The 15,793-nt window shown below is 33.8% G+C and carries 15 protein-coding genes; 5 read left to right on the forward strand and 10 right to left on the reverse strand.

Going from position 1 to position 15,793, the window contains the following annotated elements:
• Positions 1 to 59 precede the first annotated feature (59 nt).
• On the reverse strand, positions 60 to 944 hold the full coding sequence (locus C0T34_RS00225; protein WP_109849481.1) for a LysR family transcriptional regulator: 885 nt from the start codon (positions 942 to 944) through the stop codon (positions 60 to 62).
• On the opposite strand from C0T34_RS00225, the gene C0T34_RS00230 reads away from it, so the two are divergent.
• The gene (locus tag C0T34_RS00230) at positions 922 to 1,134 is read left to right on the forward strand and encodes a DMT family transporter (protein WP_239450318.1); all 213 of its coding nucleotides are present in this window, start codon (positions 922 to 924) and stop codon (positions 1,132 to 1,134) included. The two genes, C0T34_RS00225 and C0T34_RS00230, sit on opposite strands and share 23 nt — an antisense overlap.
• A 27-nt stretch (positions 1,135 to 1,161) precedes the next feature.
• On the opposite strand, the gene C0T34_RS00235 is transcribed toward C0T34_RS00230, so the two are convergent.
• The gene (locus C0T34_RS00235) at positions 1,162 to 1,575 is read right to left on the reverse strand and encodes a DUF6122 family protein (protein ID WP_098942897.1); all 414 of its coding nucleotides are present in this window, start codon (positions 1,573 to 1,575) and stop codon (positions 1,162 to 1,164) included.
• A gap of 104 nt (positions 1,576 to 1,679) precedes the next feature.
• Between C0T34_RS00235 and C0T34_RS00240 the strand changes: the two genes are divergently transcribed.
• Complete coding sequence (locus C0T34_RS00240; protein WP_226892380.1) at positions 1,680 to 2,768, forward strand: linear amide C-N hydrolase; 1,089 nt, start codon at positions 1,680 to 1,682, stop codon at positions 2,766 to 2,768.
• 81 nt (positions 2,769 to 2,849) lie between these two features.
• Here the strand turns inward: C0T34_RS00240 and C0T34_RS00245 are convergent, their stop codons facing one another.
• Genes C0T34_RS00245 through C0T34_RS18265 form a run of 4 tightly spaced genes read right to left on the reverse strand, consistent with a single transcriptional unit; the run spans position 2,850 to position 7,442 of the window.
• A complete protein-coding gene (locus C0T34_RS00245) occupies positions 2,850 to 4,319 on the reverse strand; it encodes a TolC family protein (protein WP_109849483.1) in 1,470 nt (489 codons plus the stop codon).
• Positions 4,319 to 6,172 (reverse strand): FUSC family protein, encoded by a 1,854-nt coding sequence (locus C0T34_RS00250; protein ID WP_098942891.1) that lies wholly within the window; start codon positions 6,170 to 6,172, stop codon positions 4,319 to 4,321. The genes C0T34_RS00245 and C0T34_RS00250 overlap by 1 nt, the downstream gene beginning before the upstream one ends.
• Positions 6,162 to 7,202 (reverse strand): multidrug transporter subunit MdtN, encoded by a 1,041-nt coding sequence (mdtN, locus tag C0T34_RS00255; protein ID WP_098942889.1) that lies wholly within the window; start codon positions 7,200 to 7,202, stop codon positions 6,162 to 6,164. The genes C0T34_RS00250 and mdtN overlap by 11 nt, the downstream gene beginning before the upstream one ends.
• Before the next feature lie 3 nt (positions 7,203 to 7,205).
• Entirely contained in the window at positions 7,206 to 7,442 is a 237-nt protein-coding gene (locus C0T34_RS18265; protein ID WP_237585704.1) for a YtcA family lipoprotein, read from the reverse strand.
• Between the two features lie 317 nt (positions 7,443 to 7,759).
• Between C0T34_RS18265 and mnmH the strand changes: the two genes are divergently transcribed.
• Entirely contained in the window at positions 7,760 to 8,845 is a 1,086-nt protein-coding gene (mnmH, locus tag C0T34_RS00265; RefSeq protein ID WP_098942885.1) for a tRNA 2-selenouridine(34) synthase MnmH, read from the forward strand.
• An 83-nt stretch (positions 8,846 to 8,928) separates the two neighbouring features.
• Here the strand turns inward: mnmH and C0T34_RS00270 are convergent, their stop codons facing one another.
• Both C0T34_RS00270 and C0T34_RS18185 read right to left on the reverse strand, forming a co-directional pair.
• Entirely contained in the window at positions 8,929 to 9,681 is a 753-nt protein-coding gene (locus tag C0T34_RS00270; protein ID WP_109849484.1) for a DUF4184 family protein, read from the reverse strand.
• Positions 9,682 to 9,954: 273 nt separating this feature from the next.
• Positions 9,955 to 10,125 (reverse strand): hypothetical protein, encoded by a 171-nt coding sequence (locus tag C0T34_RS18185; RefSeq protein ID WP_204100970.1) that lies wholly within the window; start codon positions 10,123 to 10,125, stop codon positions 9,955 to 9,957.
• 58 nt (positions 10,126 to 10,183) lie between these two features.
• Between C0T34_RS18185 and C0T34_RS00280 the strand changes: the two genes are divergently transcribed.
• Positions 10,184 to 10,801: a LysR substrate-binding domain-containing protein gene (locus tag C0T34_RS00280; RefSeq protein WP_235365393.1), complete on the forward strand. Its 618-nt coding sequence runs from the start codon at positions 10,184 to 10,186 to the stop codon at positions 10,799 to 10,801.
• 90 nt (positions 10,802 to 10,891) lie between these two features.
• On the opposite strand, the gene C0T34_RS00285 is transcribed toward C0T34_RS00280, so the two are convergent.
• A complete protein-coding gene (locus C0T34_RS00285; RefSeq protein WP_239450308.1) occupies positions 10,892 to 12,544 on the reverse strand; it encodes a DUF4139 domain-containing protein in 1,653 nt (550 codons plus the stop codon).
• Positions 12,545 to 12,905: 361 nt separating this feature from the next.
• Positions 12,906 to 14,306, reverse strand: coding sequence for an amidohydrolase (locus tag C0T34_RS00290; protein ID WP_109849824.1), 1,401 nt, complete (start codon positions 14,304 to 14,306; stop codon positions 12,906 to 12,908).
• A gap of 172 nt (positions 14,307 to 14,478) precedes the next feature.
• On the opposite strand from C0T34_RS00290, the gene C0T34_RS00295 reads away from it, so the two are divergent.
• On the forward strand, positions 14,479 to 15,717 hold the full coding sequence (locus tag C0T34_RS00295) for a TerD family protein (RefSeq protein ID WP_098942880.1): 1,239 nt from the start codon (positions 14,479 to 14,481) through the stop codon (positions 15,715 to 15,717).
• The last annotated feature ends 76 nt before the right edge of the window (positions 15,718 to 15,793 follow it).

Consider the following 15,793-nt stretch of genomic DNA (forward strand, 5'->3'; position numbering starts at 1 on the left):
AAATCGTAACGCAGTGGTTAGCAGATGACTTTTTCGGCGATGATAACCGTTTATTGTGATTATTCTTTTTCGATATTGTGTTGATAGTCGCTATTAACACCGAATTGCTCTTTTAAGAAATCAACAAATAGCGTTATCTTGCGCGGAAGATTTTTTTTGTCAGGATAAACCGCATAAATAAAGTGCTCAGGTAAATCGAAGTGCGTCAATATAGGGATAAGCTTTTTATCTGTATTTGATAAGGCTGTTTGAGTAATGAAATGAGGGAGTAAAGCAATACCTATTCCCTGTAAAACGGCTTGTAATAATGCTTCACTATTATTGGCACGATAACTACCTTTAGGAATGTGACTATATTTTTTACCTCTTTGATAAAAAACCCACTCCATGCCAGCTTGATATAATGAATACGATAAACAATTGTGGTTTTTTAACTCAGAAACTTGCATGGGTTCACCATATTTATCAAGATATTCTGAAGAAGCATAAAGCTGGCTATGACAAGGTGATAATTGACGTGCTATCAATGAGGAATCGGGTAATTCACCAATTCTAATTGCAAGATCGTATCCTTCTGTGACTAAATCCGTTACTTTGTCATCAAATAAAAGTTGCACATCAAGCTCTGGGTACTTCTGCATAAATAAAGGCATTATTTTAGCAAGATGTAACGTACCAAATGACATGGGCGCTGAAATTTTAATCCTACCTTTGGCTTTATCGCTAAATTGTGAAACAGCCTCTTCTGCCATTACCGCTAACTTATAAGACTCTCGAATATAGCCAATATAAACAATGCCTTCTTCGGTTAAACTGACACTTCTTGTTGTTCTATGAAATAGGCGTATACCTAACTTCTCTTCAACACCTTGGATTTCCTTACTAACTACGATCCCTTTAATTGCCTTTGCTGGTGGTATTATTGGTGCATTCTTCGTTGTCATTAATAGTTATGTTCTACCGTTATTGGGGGTTATGTTAACGTCTGTTTTAGCCATTTGCGGACAAATGATCTCAAGTCTAGTTATTGATATATTCAGTGGTATTGAAAGTAATAACCTACTATTGCAAATAATAGGTGTTTTGCTGATTATTGGTGGTGTGTTAATAAAATTTACTAAGCAATCTAAATAAAAAATAAAGGAATAATTAAAATCCCTACTATTTGGGTGCAATAAATTTATTATTGAAAGTAGACATAAAGTAATTTTTATCACAACTCATCGTTATTGTTAGATCGGGTTTTAATCCACCTAAATAGCAGTCAACTGAGTCGGTAAATAAATGAAATAAACACCCTACTGCAATGGCTTTTACTTTCCATGAGGGTAAAAACCATATCCCTAAATAAATCAAGGCAGCCCAAACAGTATGTAATGGATGAAAGCCTACGCTACAGCGGTTGGGATCAAATATAGGTGTTGCTAACAAATGGTCAATATCGATGGCCATTGTTCCTATCATAAGAAGTGAGGCTATCTTCCAATTCTTACGCCAGAAAAGATAGCCTAATAAAATGGGTGCCAGAAAATGCAAGCTATAGTGTAAAAATGTTCTAACAATTTCAAGTATCACAAGATCTCCAATGTTCTAAAAATATTTGTTATTTAATTACCAAATAGTTGTCGTATTCTTTATTTGAACTAACTTTAAAGGAGTTTTTTTTAATTAAGGAATTCATAATGAAACGCAATAAAATATTGGTTGGTTTATTATCCTCATTACTCGCTGTTTCAGTAGCGAGTGAAGCCTGTTCTAGTTTGGCTATACTTGATAAAAATAATAACGTTTACCAAGGTAGAACACTTGAACTGACGGCAGATTTACCTTCATGGGTTACTTTTTATCCTAAAAATACACAATTCACAAAAAAAGCTCCTAATGGTGAAAATAGCCTAAGTTATAGCAATAAATATGACATATTAGCCGTTACAACAGATATCTTTTTTGATGGTGATGATCATAACCTATTACAAGGTTTAAATAGTGCGGGTTTGTCATTTAGCGCCAATATGATAACAGAAGCTGAATTATCACCGCTTGATAAAAAGGATTATGATAAAGCCATTCCCGTTACTTCTATAGGTGAATGGGCTTTAGCTAATTTTTCAACAGTTGAAGAAGTGCAAAAAGCGGTTGAGTCAGGTTATTTTTGGGCTCCCGTGTTAAAAAACTTTGGCAATCTAAAATCGCCTTTTCACTATGCTTTTTATGATAAAAAAGGTGGAAGTATTGTCGTTGAAGCTACAAACGGTAAATTACACGTTTATCAAAATCCAACCCGTGTAATGACAAATGGTCCAGACTTTCCTTGGCATTTAACTAACCTCAATAATTATAGCCAATTAACTAATATTGATAAATCTTCAGGTAAATTGGCTAATATCAATGTCGTACAGCCTGATAGTGGCATTGCAACATCTCAATTACCTTCATCAGATACGTCTGTCGGCCGTTTTATCCGCGCGGTTTATTTTTCAACCTACGCACCAACAGCCGAATCAACACCCGAAGCGATGAATACCCTAGCGCACATTATGAATCGCTTTGATAGAACAAAAAATATCACGGCTGATATCATGGGCGAAAGTCAAAGCACTAGTAATCAACTGCAAACGGAATACACTGTTTGGACAACGTTATCTGATTTGACGAATGGTACAATGAAAATAAGAGGCTATAACGATATCAACTATACCGAATATTCTCTTTCACAGTTTAAAGATATAAATAAACCTGCTTTTGAACAGATTAACTTGAATAAATAATCTTTCATCGTTGCGTTAGAGGCTGGCGATTTATTATTAACGCCACCTCTACTAAAATAACAATATACAAAAGAAATATTTCTAATGTGGTGCTGAATTAGGCAACACCCTACCTATTTCACCTAATGCAAATGCTAAATCAACGGCTGCAATCTGTGATCCTGTATAGGCATCAATCTGAGACATTTGTGCATTTAATAATGCAACCTCTGCGGTATTAATTTCGGTTACTGTTCCCAGTCCGTTGCGATAAAATTCTACACTGGCGGTATATGTTAATTGTGTTGTCTCTACTAAATTTTTAGACGCTTTATTTGCCTCAAGTGCTGATTTGAGAGCATTTTCGCTAATTGAAATCTCTTTTATTGCAAGATCTTGGCTTTTGCGTAAATTTTCTTGAGCTAGCCTAATTTCTGATTGTGCATTTGCCATTCTAGATTGACGTATTCCGCCTTCATATAATGGAATACTGACTCCAATCAAGATATTAGAAGATGACGTTCTTTGGCTAATATCAGGAAGTCCCTGAACATCAAAGCTACCTGTTCCTCCTGCAAGTGCACCAGCAAGATATACTTTAGGGAAATAATCAGATTCGACAGAATTAGCAGCCTTAATTGCGGCTTGTTGTAATTCATATTGCGCTAAAACATCAGGACGTTGTGCAAGTGCTTTTTTTATTACATCATGAGTTAACGGCGAAATATCATCAGGAAGAAAATTATCATCGGCATAATTAATGGTTATTTTTTCAAAAGGTGAAACGCCAATAGCAGACAATAAGATTTGATATTGATCTTTTTCATGACCTTTAGCTAACACGTTTTGTAATTCAATTTGTGCAACTTGTTGTTTTGCTAATGCCACGTCCAATACGGTCGCTAATCCCTTCACTCGTTTTTGCTCAACGGCATATAAAATATCTTTACTTCTTTGAAGGGCTTTTTGAGTAATATTCACCTTTTTTTGTGCTGCACCATAGCTAAAATAGGCAACCGAAACATCATGAATAATTTTTTGATGCATCAGATTAAAATTAAGATTTATTGCTAATGAAGTATGTTTGGCAGCATCAACTAATGCCCCTCGTTTACCAAAATCAAAAATAAGCCATCTAAATGTGAGAGCTGGAATAAAAGCGCTACTAGATGTTTTTATATCATCAACAATAGGATTTTTAGGTAAATCAATTTTCCCATGTTGATATCCTGCGAGTGCTGTTGCTGTGATAATTGGCAAATATGTGCTTTCTACCATACCAATATCAGTGGCTGATTTTTTTGCTAATTCCCATGCAATACGAGTGTCTGGGTTATTTTGTTGTCCTAAATCTATCAGGTCAGCTAAAGCATAGCGAGATTTAACCGTTTGTTCTTGAGGAAGCGATAAGTATTGCTCAGCCGATGAGGAAAGATATTGAGTATTATCATAAGCGATAGGCTCTTGAGAATACTGCTTAAATGAACTGTTTGTGTCAACACAACCAACAAGTAATAGGCTTAACAGAGATGACAGAATGTTTTTCTTATTATTAATGACTAAATTTATCATTATAGTTTTTCTCTTATTAAATGTTTAAATACAAGTTCTCTTTCATCTGCCGGTAATATTTTCATTTCTTCATTAAGGATGTTTTTTTTAAATTCATATTTTGAATTTTCATCGACATTTGAATAAGCAAGATTATATTCAAAAATAAATTTATGAGCGTAATTATGATAACTAATATAAGAAATTTTATTTAATGACTCCTTAAAAAAAAGCATTAGATTTTTATTTCTTTCTCTATCTTTTTTTTCAAAAATGAGTAAGTTTATATTGTCTTTTGATTGTGTAATAGCTTCATTTACGGATGAAACTAAAATTAACATATCGTTTTTATTTGTCGAATATCTTAGGTCTATATAATTATCTAAAATAGAAGTGATTTGTTTGTATATCGTATTAACAATACTTGAAGGCCATACTTTTGTGAAAATAATGTACATCACAATATTACCTAACAAAATGCCTAAAATGCGATCAGAGACTACGTCCATATCAAAACTAGGTTTAAATCCATGTAATGTTGTTAATAAAAATGCTAAACCGACTTGTACACCGGCATAAGAGATACGTTCATTGCCAACAGCAACCCAAGCTGCAGGTAATAAGCAGAAAAAGATCAGCACCATTAATTCAAAAACATCAGATAAGTTAGGGATAATATAAAGCAATGAAATCATGCCAATTAGTGCCCCAATTAGGCATCCGGTGATCCGCAATGTTAATTTATGAACTGTTTCACCGACAGATGTTAATGCCACAACATAACAAGTGATCATTGCAGTATGAATGCCCTGCCATTTAAAATAATCATAAAAGATATAACATAGAATAGCGGCTATAGTGGTTTTTAAAGCGAAGTACTTATGGTTAGGGTTTGTAAATGCATCACTAACAAAAAAAGGTGTTTTTTTCTGTACCGGTTTAATTTCTCTTTTATTAGATAAAATCTTATTAAAAGTATTTAATAAGTGAATTTTACTTATTGTATATTGAGCTTGTTGTTTATCTTTTATTTTATCTATTTGATGGTGTGTAAAACAATCGGCAATTTCTAAACATCTTTTAGAAAGAAGAAAACGTATAGAAGTTGGTGTGTTTTTATCAAAAGTTAATGACATAATTAATATTTGATAAGAGTTATCAATAATATTTTCTAACCATTTAATGTCTTCTCTTCCCCGTAAATAAAACATTTTAATAAACATTAAATAACGTTTACATTCTGTTTGTGTACTCAGTAATTCACTAATTTCTAGTTGGCTTTCTTTTCTTCCTAAAAAGAAATCACTTGCAATAGAAAAGCGTGTGGCGATCCTGTTTAACAGTAATTTTCTTGGGCTAATGCCAACAAAGAAATTAAATAAAATAACCAATAACATTGGAGATACTGCCATCAGTAATGCATAAAGTAATGCTCTTGTTGCAACATCTCCTACAGGGATGTCATCAATTAAAGTCATTAAAAAGGCGATAACTAAAGCTACTAAATTACCAATGTCACCAAGGCTACTGGCCGATGCTAAATACATAAAAACAGCTGAAAACAAAGCCATAAAGAAGAATCGTAAAATAATGTTTTGTATCGTGAGGTTAAAAAGAACAAAGATAATACACACGACAATAGAACATAAAATAATTACGCCAACAGATAATAATATATTTTGTACAGCATCAGCTTTGATTAAATAGATAATTAAATAGCAACTTATTGCAGATTCGGGAATTTCATAAATCATCGCAATAGCAGCCATTAAGGCACAAAGTAATGCAATGCGCCAAGTAGTTGCTAAACGAAAATCAAAGGGTAACAAGTCTTTTTTGACTTGTTTCACTATTAGAGAGGGTTTAACAATCATCGTCGTTAGCTATTATATTGACAGTTGCTGTAGCGCCAACCCGCATAAGATCTTCTGGTGGATTGGTGATAGTGACTTTAACAGGAAACCGTTGTTGAACTCTAACCCAATTTAATGATTTAGGTACATAAGGTAAGTCTCTTGGAATATTAATAAGATCAGTCGACATGATCCCTCGGCTAATACCTTCTACTTTGCCTTTAATGGGGTGCTTATTATCAATCATTGAATAAATAACGACGCAGTTACCTATTTTTATATTATTTAAATCGGTCTCTTTAAAATAAGCTGAAGCATACCAAGTATCAGTATTAATTAAGGTAAATACAGACTGTCCAGAAATAATAAATTCACCTGGTGATAGCACTAATCCAGCAACGTAACCATTGCTTGGCGCTTTTACTTCAGTATTACTTAATTCCCATTCAGCCATTTCCAATGAGGTTTTTAACGATTTCACTAATGCTACTTCTGAATCTGTATTATTAATTAGGGCTTCTGAGGCGACATTTTGTTTTTGTGCCTGTTTTAATGTGACTTCTGCATCATGTTTTAATGTTCTCGCATCATCAACTTGTTGTGCGGTCACAAATCCTTTTGCTAATAATGGTTCTAATCTATTGAGTGATTGAGTCGCTAATAACAAATTGACTTGAGCACGTTTTATTTGTGCTTCTGCAACTTCTGAATTTGATGTTTCTGCAATAATAATACGTTGTTTGTTACTTAATGTTGCTTCAGCAATCATGAGCTGTTCTTTTGCTTGCTGAACTCTTAATGCGTACATAGTGGGATCGATAGTAAACAGTAAATCCCCTTTATTAACTTTGCTATTTTCTTTGACGTAAATAGCACTAATTCGGCCCGGCACAGTTGATGATATGTTAATTTTGTTAGCATCAATTATTGCATCTTCACTGAGTGGATTTAACGCTGACAATTGAATATTTTTCCACAATAAGATGAGTGTAATCACAAAAACGATCACAGTGATTATAAGCGCCAGCTTTTTTTTGATTTTTTTATCCATAATTTAATAAGAAAAATAAAATAAAGAGATGGTTAAAGAAATTGATAACAATATTGCAAAATAAAAGATTAAAGGAAGTGGCAATTTATCATCAATACCCCAATAGATAAGTAACACACGTATGACAAAAGCCCCTAATAAGCCGATAAATGTACATAACATCCAATATGGGAAATAGGCGCCTAACATACTAATAAAAGGAGAATGGCCTCGAGAACAACCTGATAACAGCAACATCATTATGCTCAAGCTAGTAATACGATAATATTTTTTTATTATGTCCAAGGTAATGCACTCGTCATTTTACGATGAATTTTATGGTTCGTTTTCAACACGATAGTGTTTTTATTTATAGTATTTAATCAATGAATTAATCTAAAACATCCCATCAAACAGATGTTAGATGTTTTTTATCTATCAATCTACATCCTTATCTTAAATTTTTTTTATTGAAAGAAGGACTCCATTTTTAAATATGACTGTAATTATGGGCGTTACATGATTTTAAGAGTATAGTAGCTAATCTTTCAGCCCGACTAGATATTACAATTTTTATTATGGAATCAGCGTTTTCTGCTCAAAATATTCGACATATTCTTGCTAATAACACACCTATTATTGATGTGCGTGCACCTATTGAATTTAATCAAGGCTCAATCCCTAATGCGATTAATTTGCCTTTAATGAATGATGAAGAACGCGCTGCTGTAGGAACTTGTTATAAACAACAAGGCTCACAAAAAGCGGTTGATTTAGGACATCAATTGGTAAGTGGTGAAACTCGTGATAACCGTATTGCAGCTTGGCGTGATGCTTGTGAGCAATTTCCAAATGGTTATATTTGCTGTGCTCGTGGAGGAATGCGTTCTCATATTGTTCAGCAATGGCTTAAAGAAAACGGTATAGATTATCCATTAATTGAAGGTGGATATAAGGCATTAAGACAGACTGTTATTGAAATGACAAATGAATTAGTTCAACGCCCTATAATCTTAATTGGTGGATGTACTGGTAATGGAAAAACGACTTTAGTGCGTTCATTACCAGAAGGTATTGATCTCGAAGGTATTGCACACCATCGAGGTTCATCTTTTGGTCGTACAGTAGAAGAGCAATTTCCTCAGGCCACATTTGAAAACCATCTTGGTGTTGAAATGTTGAAAAAATCACCGAAATATACACGATGGGTGCTTGAGGATGAAGGTCGTGCTATTGGAGCTAATGGATTACCTGAATGTTTGCGAGCAAAAATGGTTGGTGCTTCAATAGTTGTTGTGGATGATCCCTTAGAGCGACGGATAGAACGTTTGAAAGCAGAATATTTTGATCGTATGACGCACGATTATCTGGAAGCGTATGGCGAAGAAAAAGGTTGGCAAGCTTACAGTGATTATTTACATCATGGTTTATTTGCTATCCGCCGTCGATTGGGCTCTCAAAGAGCAATGGAATTAACGCAGTTGCTAGATGATGCTCTAGAAATTCAGAAAAAAGAGTCTAATACAGAAGCACATTTTTCTTGGTTAACTCCCTTACTTAAAGAATATTACGATCCGATGTATCGTTATCAATTAAGTAAAAAGGAAGATAAGATTATTTACCAAGGAAGCTATGAAGAAGTCATGCAGTGGTTTAAAAACTAATAAATAGCTAGGATTTTCTGTATTAAATACAGTGTATATTAAAGAAGAGCCCCGTAAATATATGTTGCGGGGCTTTTTTGGGTTTATTTTACTAAAATTTTAGTTCGGTATAACCAAACTCCTAAGATTATTATTAAAGCAAAGAAAAAAGGTACTGCCAAAGAGAGCTCAAGGAAAATAAACCGATTAATGTTAATTCCCTGCCCTTTATTTGAGAATTGTAAAGCTAAAGGCAAAGCACATAATCCAGACAGAAAACCGACCCTAATTAAGCGATATAACTTAGTACGATTTTCTTTTTGTGTTGGCACATCTTGTTTGCGTTGGTATTGAATGTATTTCCAACACAAATAAAGCAACCCTAATACAGAGCCTAAGTGTTGTAATAATTTATAGATAGCAATCTCTTGACTATCGGTCATTCCTTGTAATAACTGTGCTTGTAGTACAGAAAATAATCTGACAGCAGTTCCTGTTTCGTGGGTAAAAGAATCCCATATAATATGAGTTATTGCACCAATATACAGAGATAAAACAAATAAGCTTAATGCTCGAATATTGGGTTTTATTGGCTTATATAAAGGGATTGGCGATACGCACTTTAATGGATCTCGTAGTAAATAATTTAGAATAAAAACCAGTAAGCAAAAAGGAAATGCAGTATAAAACCAGCCCAATAAATCATGTGCCGTTGTCGCTGATTGATATAAACCAAAAGAATAGAGTAAATCAGGTGAAGTACTTCCCACAATTAATGCAGGTAAATTAAGGTTTTTTCCTATTCGGGACTGCTTTATGGGGAAAACAATAGAAGGATGTGAAAAAGTCCACGGCATAAGAATATCTCTATAATATAAAGATGAATAACAAAAAATGAGTATATCAGTAGATTAGCTAAGCTTTATCTGATATCACAACGATTTTTAAGATTAAAATAGCTCATTGTCATTAATACAAAAACGCCACTAATGGTGAGAACATTAATGGCGTTTTTATGTATAACAATATATCTATTTATTTTTAATAACTATCTTTCTTAATAGCAAAGTGGCACATATAGCCATAATAAGATTGAAAATCATACTAAAACTAAATGCAATCTTATATTGTTAAATCATATTTGTTGTAAGTGTATGATTAAGACTAAATTGCAAAATAATTGAAACACAAGTTGCCCCTATAGCGGCACCAACTTGTTGCAATGTTGCAGTTAATCCTAAAGCAATACCAACAAATTCGGATTTAACTTTAGCTAATGCTAAATTAAGCATGGGGGTCATTATCATACCTTGTGTAAACCCAACTAAGAATAGGAATGGGATCACAAGAGAGCTATTATTGAATTATTATCCGCAATCAATGGTGCAAATACGAAATTGGGAATATAATTCACTCTCGAGCATTATTGATGGTGATGCTGATATTGCTTTTTTAGGTCGTGAATATTATTCAGGCTCTAAAGAAGCATTACATTTATTACCTGAAGTCATCGATTGTGAAGAGCTTTTTCGCGATACACCATTAGTTTATTTGCGAAAAGATCACCCGTTATTAAAAGAGCCTTGGAATTTAGAGACATTTTTGCGCTATTCTCACATCTCAACAGAATATGATAAACGCCCTCATTGGGCATTAGATGATATTTTGGCAGAGCATGGACGTTTACGTAATATTGCCATGACTTACACGTCATTTGAGCAAACTTTATTCATGATATCTCAACCTAATCATGAACTTATTACTTGTTTGCCCGGATATTGTGTACATTATATCTCTAGGGCTTTACCTAATTTAGTAACATTACCTCTACCACTGCCACATAGTGTTTCTGAACAGCTTGATATTTCATTTATTTTACTGTGGCATAAACGCCATGTGTATAACTCTAAAGTGTTGTGGTTAAGAGAAACTATCAAAAATAATGTTAATCAATTTATGCAGAAAAATGGCCATTAAAAATTTTACTGCTATTTATTTAGTTTCTTCTGTGAATAGAAAAAGGTGCTATTGCACCCTATTCTATTTTTTAAATTTAGATAAGAGAAATTATAATCCCATAATTTGTCTATTCTTAGGATAAGAAAGGGTATAATTTAATGGTAGTGATTTTTCCTCTTTGGCACCTAATGTGATATCCCATTTAATTTCGCCAGTATCTTTATCAAGTACACCATCTTTATAAACTGCATCTGTTACATTGATATTGTTTTCCTGACTAAGTGGTAGTTGATCGTAAATAGTGACTTTTACAGGAGAATTATAAGTATTTCTTACTTTAATAGTATAACTCTCTTTTTGTTCAATCGTTGTACCAATAAAGATAGGCTCTTTTCTTATTTTCTCATTGTTAATACGGCTAATCTGAATATTTTTATCTATTCCAAATGGAATACTAAGTAACTCTGTTAATTCGTTAGTATTAATATAACTATTACCAACAAAGCTATTCATATAGTAAATATTCGTACGGCCATTAAGTAAATTTAAGTTTTCCCAATCTTTAACTTCAGCTTGTAAATAAACTTCTTCAACTAATTTAGGCGTCGTTAAATAGCGATAATCCGCAACAACTTCTTTTTGATTAATCACTAATGTATTAGGCTTCGTGCTATTTTTTAAGGTGTAAGGTAATGCGATAGCATGGCTTAAATTAATCCCATTATTATTGGTTGTTACATATCGTGTTACACCTTTATTTAATTGTTTTTCATGACTTTCTTCTATTGTTATCGCAGGAGATGGTGCTACTGGAGAAGTCATTTCCATACTCATACTTTTACTTCTAAATTTAGCATTATCATTGTAAAGAGCGAGATACCATGGTGATAAGGTTGGTGCAGTAATATTTAAAGATGGATTTGTGGATGTTAAAATCAGTTTTACTTTATCCCAATTTAAGCCTGTATTTTGAATAACATCTGCCTTGTAGGTGAGTAATATTGGCTTATCCATTCCTTGACTTCGAATATCATAAGCAGGTGACCATCCAGCATCTGGTGTTATATAAGAAATACGCATTTTACTGGTTAGATCTTTTGATGTGCCTAAAGATAAAACAATTTGCGTTTTCTCTTGCGCAATAATTGGCATATCAATTTCTAATTGTCGACTTAACTCTTCTAATTGTTCTGTTAATTCAGCAATTTCTTCACGCGCTATTTTTTGCTGATTTAGAATTGATGTCATTTTTTGGCTAATAAAATCAAATTTTTGTGATGAGTGCTCTAATGACTGAGTTTCACCATAACCAAAAAATGATTGGTCTTTTAATAAAGTAATTTGTTCATCACCCACATTAATATTGATGTTTAATACTTCAATTCGCTTATTAATGTCTTTCTGTTTTTCCATTAATACTGCAATGTCAGAAGGGTAACTAGGGGCAATAGGAATTTTTTTAACGTTAATGGTGTTAATAATCACATCTTCATTATCAATGCTAATTGATAAGCTTCTAGGATCAATATTGTTTGCAACATTAGATAAAACAACTTCACTCTGCCCTGCAGGTAAGTTGAGAGTGACGTTATTTTCAAGTTCAGCACCCCGTAAAAAAATCGTTGCTTGATTGAGTTTTATATCATAATTAAGTGATTTAGTAAGATCTACTGAATTGATTTCATTAGCAAAAGCACTAGTTGCGCTAATGATAGATAATGTAATAAGTGATAGCGTTAATTTATTGGGTTTAATCATCATTTTCATTCTATCCATAGTTGATGAGCAGTATTAGTGAGAACTGCAAAATAGAGATGCACTGTTGCACAAGTATATTTAGATAGTATTGCATCTCTAATAAATTAGATAACAGAATAAACTTAAAGATCTAATGGTTGTGAAGGAGAAAAAACAGATAAAACAGTGTGTTAGTGTTTTAAATTAAATGAGTATTTAAATGATAAGGATTATCTTAATGATGGTGCAATATTTAGCTTTTATTAGCTTTATATAGTCTTGTTTAGATAAAAATAAGCAGAAAAGATCAATGAACTCTAGCAATAACAATAAAAAAGGCAGTTTAAAAACAAACTGCCTAGAATAAAGATATTTTTATCGATTCTTATTTAACAACTTCACCGCTGTCGATAACGGTTTTACGAACTTTATCTGAGAAATCTTGTGCTTCTTTAATAATGGCTTTTTCATCAACGGTTAATAGTTGGCGATCTTCCATTAAGATCTTTCCATCAACAATGGTGTGGCGAACATTACTGCCATTTGCGCCATACACTAATGCTGCATAAGGACTATACATTGGCACCATATTAGGCGATTTAGTATCAACAACGATAATATCAGCAAGTTTGCCTGATTCTAAAGATCCTAGTTTATCTTCCATATGTAATACTTTCGCCGAACCTATTGTTGCCAGTTCTACCACGGTTAATGGTGGCATAGCAGCACGATCTTTATTCTCTAATTTATGGATTTTACCCACAAGATTTAGCTCATTCATGGTCGTTAGCGTGTTACTCGACATTGGACCATCAGTCCCTAAGCCCACACGAACACCCTTTTCTAACATCGCGACGACAGGCGATACACCTTTTGCTGATTTAGTATTTGCACTGATATTATGAGCGACACCAACATCATATTTTTTCAGTAAATCAATATCTTTATCATCGACCATAATTGCGTGAGCTGCGATAACTTTATTATTTAGCGCTCCGATATCTGCCATATATTGAACTGGACTTTTACCGCCAGTACGTTTAGCAATTTCTTCTTGTTCACGGTCAGTTTCAGCTAAATGGATCATGACAGGAACATCAAGTTCTATTGATAATTTAGCAATTTTCTGAAGGTTTTCTGTGGTATTTGTGTAAGGAGCATGTGGTGCAAATGCAGGGATAATACGAGGGTGATCTTTATATTCTTTAATAAAGTTTACTGCGTATTGGATGCCCTCTTCTGGTGTTTTCGCATCTGCAACAGGGAAATTAATAACAGATTCTCCTAATACTGCGCGATTACCCATTTTATCAACAGTTTTAGCTACTTCATCTTCGAAGTAATACATATCAACGTAAGTTGTTACGCCACCTTTTACCATTTCGATATTTGCAAGTTCAGCACCCACTCTGACCATTTCGCGAGAAACCATTTTGCTTTCGAGTGGGAAAATATAACGGTGAAGTCTGTCTGGTACATCATCAGCTAATGAACGAAATACAGTCATCGAACCATGCGTATGGGTATTAATTAAACCCGGCATCACAATATCACCATCAACATCTAACACTTTATTGGCTTGATATTCTTTAGAAAGCTCAGGGCCACCAACGGCAATAATTTTATTTTCTTTTACGACAACAGTGCCTTGTTCAATGATTTTATTTTGCTGATCCATAGTTAGAACAGTACCGTCAACTATCATCAAATCAGCCTGTTTTGCCGCATAACTAGAAAAGGAGACCGCCATAACAGCCAAAGCAAGCATAGATTTAGAAAATGACATCATTACCTCTCGTCTTGATGGGAAAATTTTCTTAAGATTATAAATAAATTCATCGGCTTTTGATATCAACCGAAAGTGAATGAGATCACCGAATAAATAATTAATTAAAGTTATTATCACACTCGCTGTCTAAATTTTTTGCAGTTAGTCTTATCAATCAAGGAGCGGTTTAATGAGTAAAACGTTGCAACCGGGTGAAAATACATCACTCAGCGAAAATAAAGGACAAGTTAAAGTCTCTCATGCAGTAGGCGATAATCTTGATATTAATCTGACTGCATTTTTAGTAACAGGATCAGGCAAAGTCGTTAATGATGACGATATGGTTTTTTTTAATGCTCCTCATCATGCTTCTGGTGCAGCTTCGTTTATTTCACCGATAACTCAAGGCTCAACAGTTATTCATAGTATTGATTTTGACTTTTCTCGTTTACCCACAAATATTACTAAAATAGCAATTACATTAACGCAAGATGGCAGTGCTGGCGGTTTTGCTGTTGTTAATCAATTAAAAGCACAAGTGCTGATAAATAATGAAATTATTGAGTTAGCACCAAGCCAATTTTCACAAGAAACAGGTATCATCGTTTTAGAACTTTATGTTCGAAATGGTCAGAATAAAGTCCGTTCGGTTTGGCAAGGTTTTGCTTCTGGACTTGCAGGCTTATGTAACCTTTATGGTGTTGAAGTTGAAGAGCCAACTCCAGTTGTTACACCACCATCTGCTCCTGTAAATATACAAAAAAGTGTAGTGAAACTGACTAAACCCGATAGTAGTCATCGTGTTTCATTACTAAAAGGTAATGATGCACCTAAACGTATTTTAGTCAGTGCAACATGGATAGATAATGGTGATGGAAAAGATAATGATGATTTAGATCTCCGTGTGGGAATTTTACGCCCGAATGGTCAAATGTCACTTATTCAAGCGCCAGATAAAAGCGGTGCTTTTAATTCTGATCCTTTTGTTTTCCACACCGGTGATGTGGTGAGTGTGAGTCAAGAACAACCCGGTTGCGAAACCGTTGAGATAAACCCCGCCATTTCCCAATTAATGGGCGGTAAAGTGGCATTGGTTTGTAGTGTTTACTCTGCGATTAGTAACGGTTGTGTTTCTGTTGCTTCATTAAAACCAACAATGCGTATGGAATATGGCAATCAAGTGGTTGAATGTTCTTGTGAGTATAAGAAAGGATTTTTCAATAATATGATTTATACCTATGTGATTGGTATTATTGAAATTGATCAAGATAGTATTACATTAAAACCATCAGGTGTAACATCAAGAGCTGGTAGTGAAGCGACACCTTGGTTAACGCGCAACGGCAATGAGCTTAAATTAACAATGGACGGCCCTCATGTTTTTAAAGGGAAGAAACCGAGTATTTTAGGCACTAAGCGTTATGTCTGATCTCATTATAAAAAAGAAATAATCTAAAATTTATCTTAAATAAAAACGGGCAATAATATCTATGCCCGTTTTTATT

Source organism: Proteus sp. CA142267 (genome assembly GCF_003336825.1).
Taxonomy (GTDB): domain Bacteria; phylum Pseudomonadota; class Gammaproteobacteria; order Enterobacterales; family Enterobacteriaceae; genus Proteus; species Proteus terrae.

Bases quoted from the DNA above. Each gene is read 5' to 3' on its own strand.
- C0T34_RS00245 (WP_109849483.1), bottom strand. From the start codon at position 4,319: ATGATAAATTTAGTCATTAATAATAAGAAAAACATTCTGTCATCTCTG.
- C0T34_RS18265 (WP_237585704.1), bottom strand. From the start codon at position 7,442: ATGATGTTGCTGTTATCAGGTTGTTCTCGAGGCCATTCTCCTTTTATT.
- C0T34_RS00285 (WP_239450308.1), bottom strand. From the start codon at position 12,544: ATGATGATTAAACCCAATAAATTAACGCTATCACTTATTACATTATCT.
- C0T34_RS00225 (WP_109849481.1), bottom strand. From the start codon at position 944: ATGACAACGAAGAATGCACCAATAATACCACCAGCAAAGGCAATTAAA.
- C0T34_RS00290 (WP_109849824.1), bottom strand. From the start codon at position 14,306: ATGTCATTTTCTAAATCTATGCTTGCTTTGGCTGTTATGGCGGTCTCC.
- C0T34_RS00250 (WP_098942891.1), bottom strand. From the start codon at position 6,172: ATGATTGTTAAACCCTCTCTAATAGTGAAACAAGTCAAAAAAGACTTG.
- C0T34_RS18185 (WP_204100970.1), bottom strand. From the start codon at position 10,125: ATGACCCCCATGCTTAATTTAGCATTAGCTAAAGTTAAATCCGAATTT.
- mnmH (WP_098942885.1), top strand. From the start codon at position 7,760: ATGGAATCAGCGTTTTCTGCTCAAAATATTCGACATATTCTTGCTAAT.
- C0T34_RS00295 (WP_098942880.1), top strand. From the start codon at position 14,479: ATGAGTAAAACGTTGCAACCGGGTGAAAATACATCACTCAGCGAAAAT.
- mdtN (WP_098942889.1), bottom strand. From the start codon at position 7,202: ATGGATAAAAAAATCAAAAAAAAGCTGGCGCTTATAATCACTGTGATC.
- C0T34_RS00270 (WP_109849484.1), bottom strand. From the start codon at position 9,681: ATGCCGTGGACTTTTTCACATCCTTCTATTGTTTTCCCCATAAAGCAG.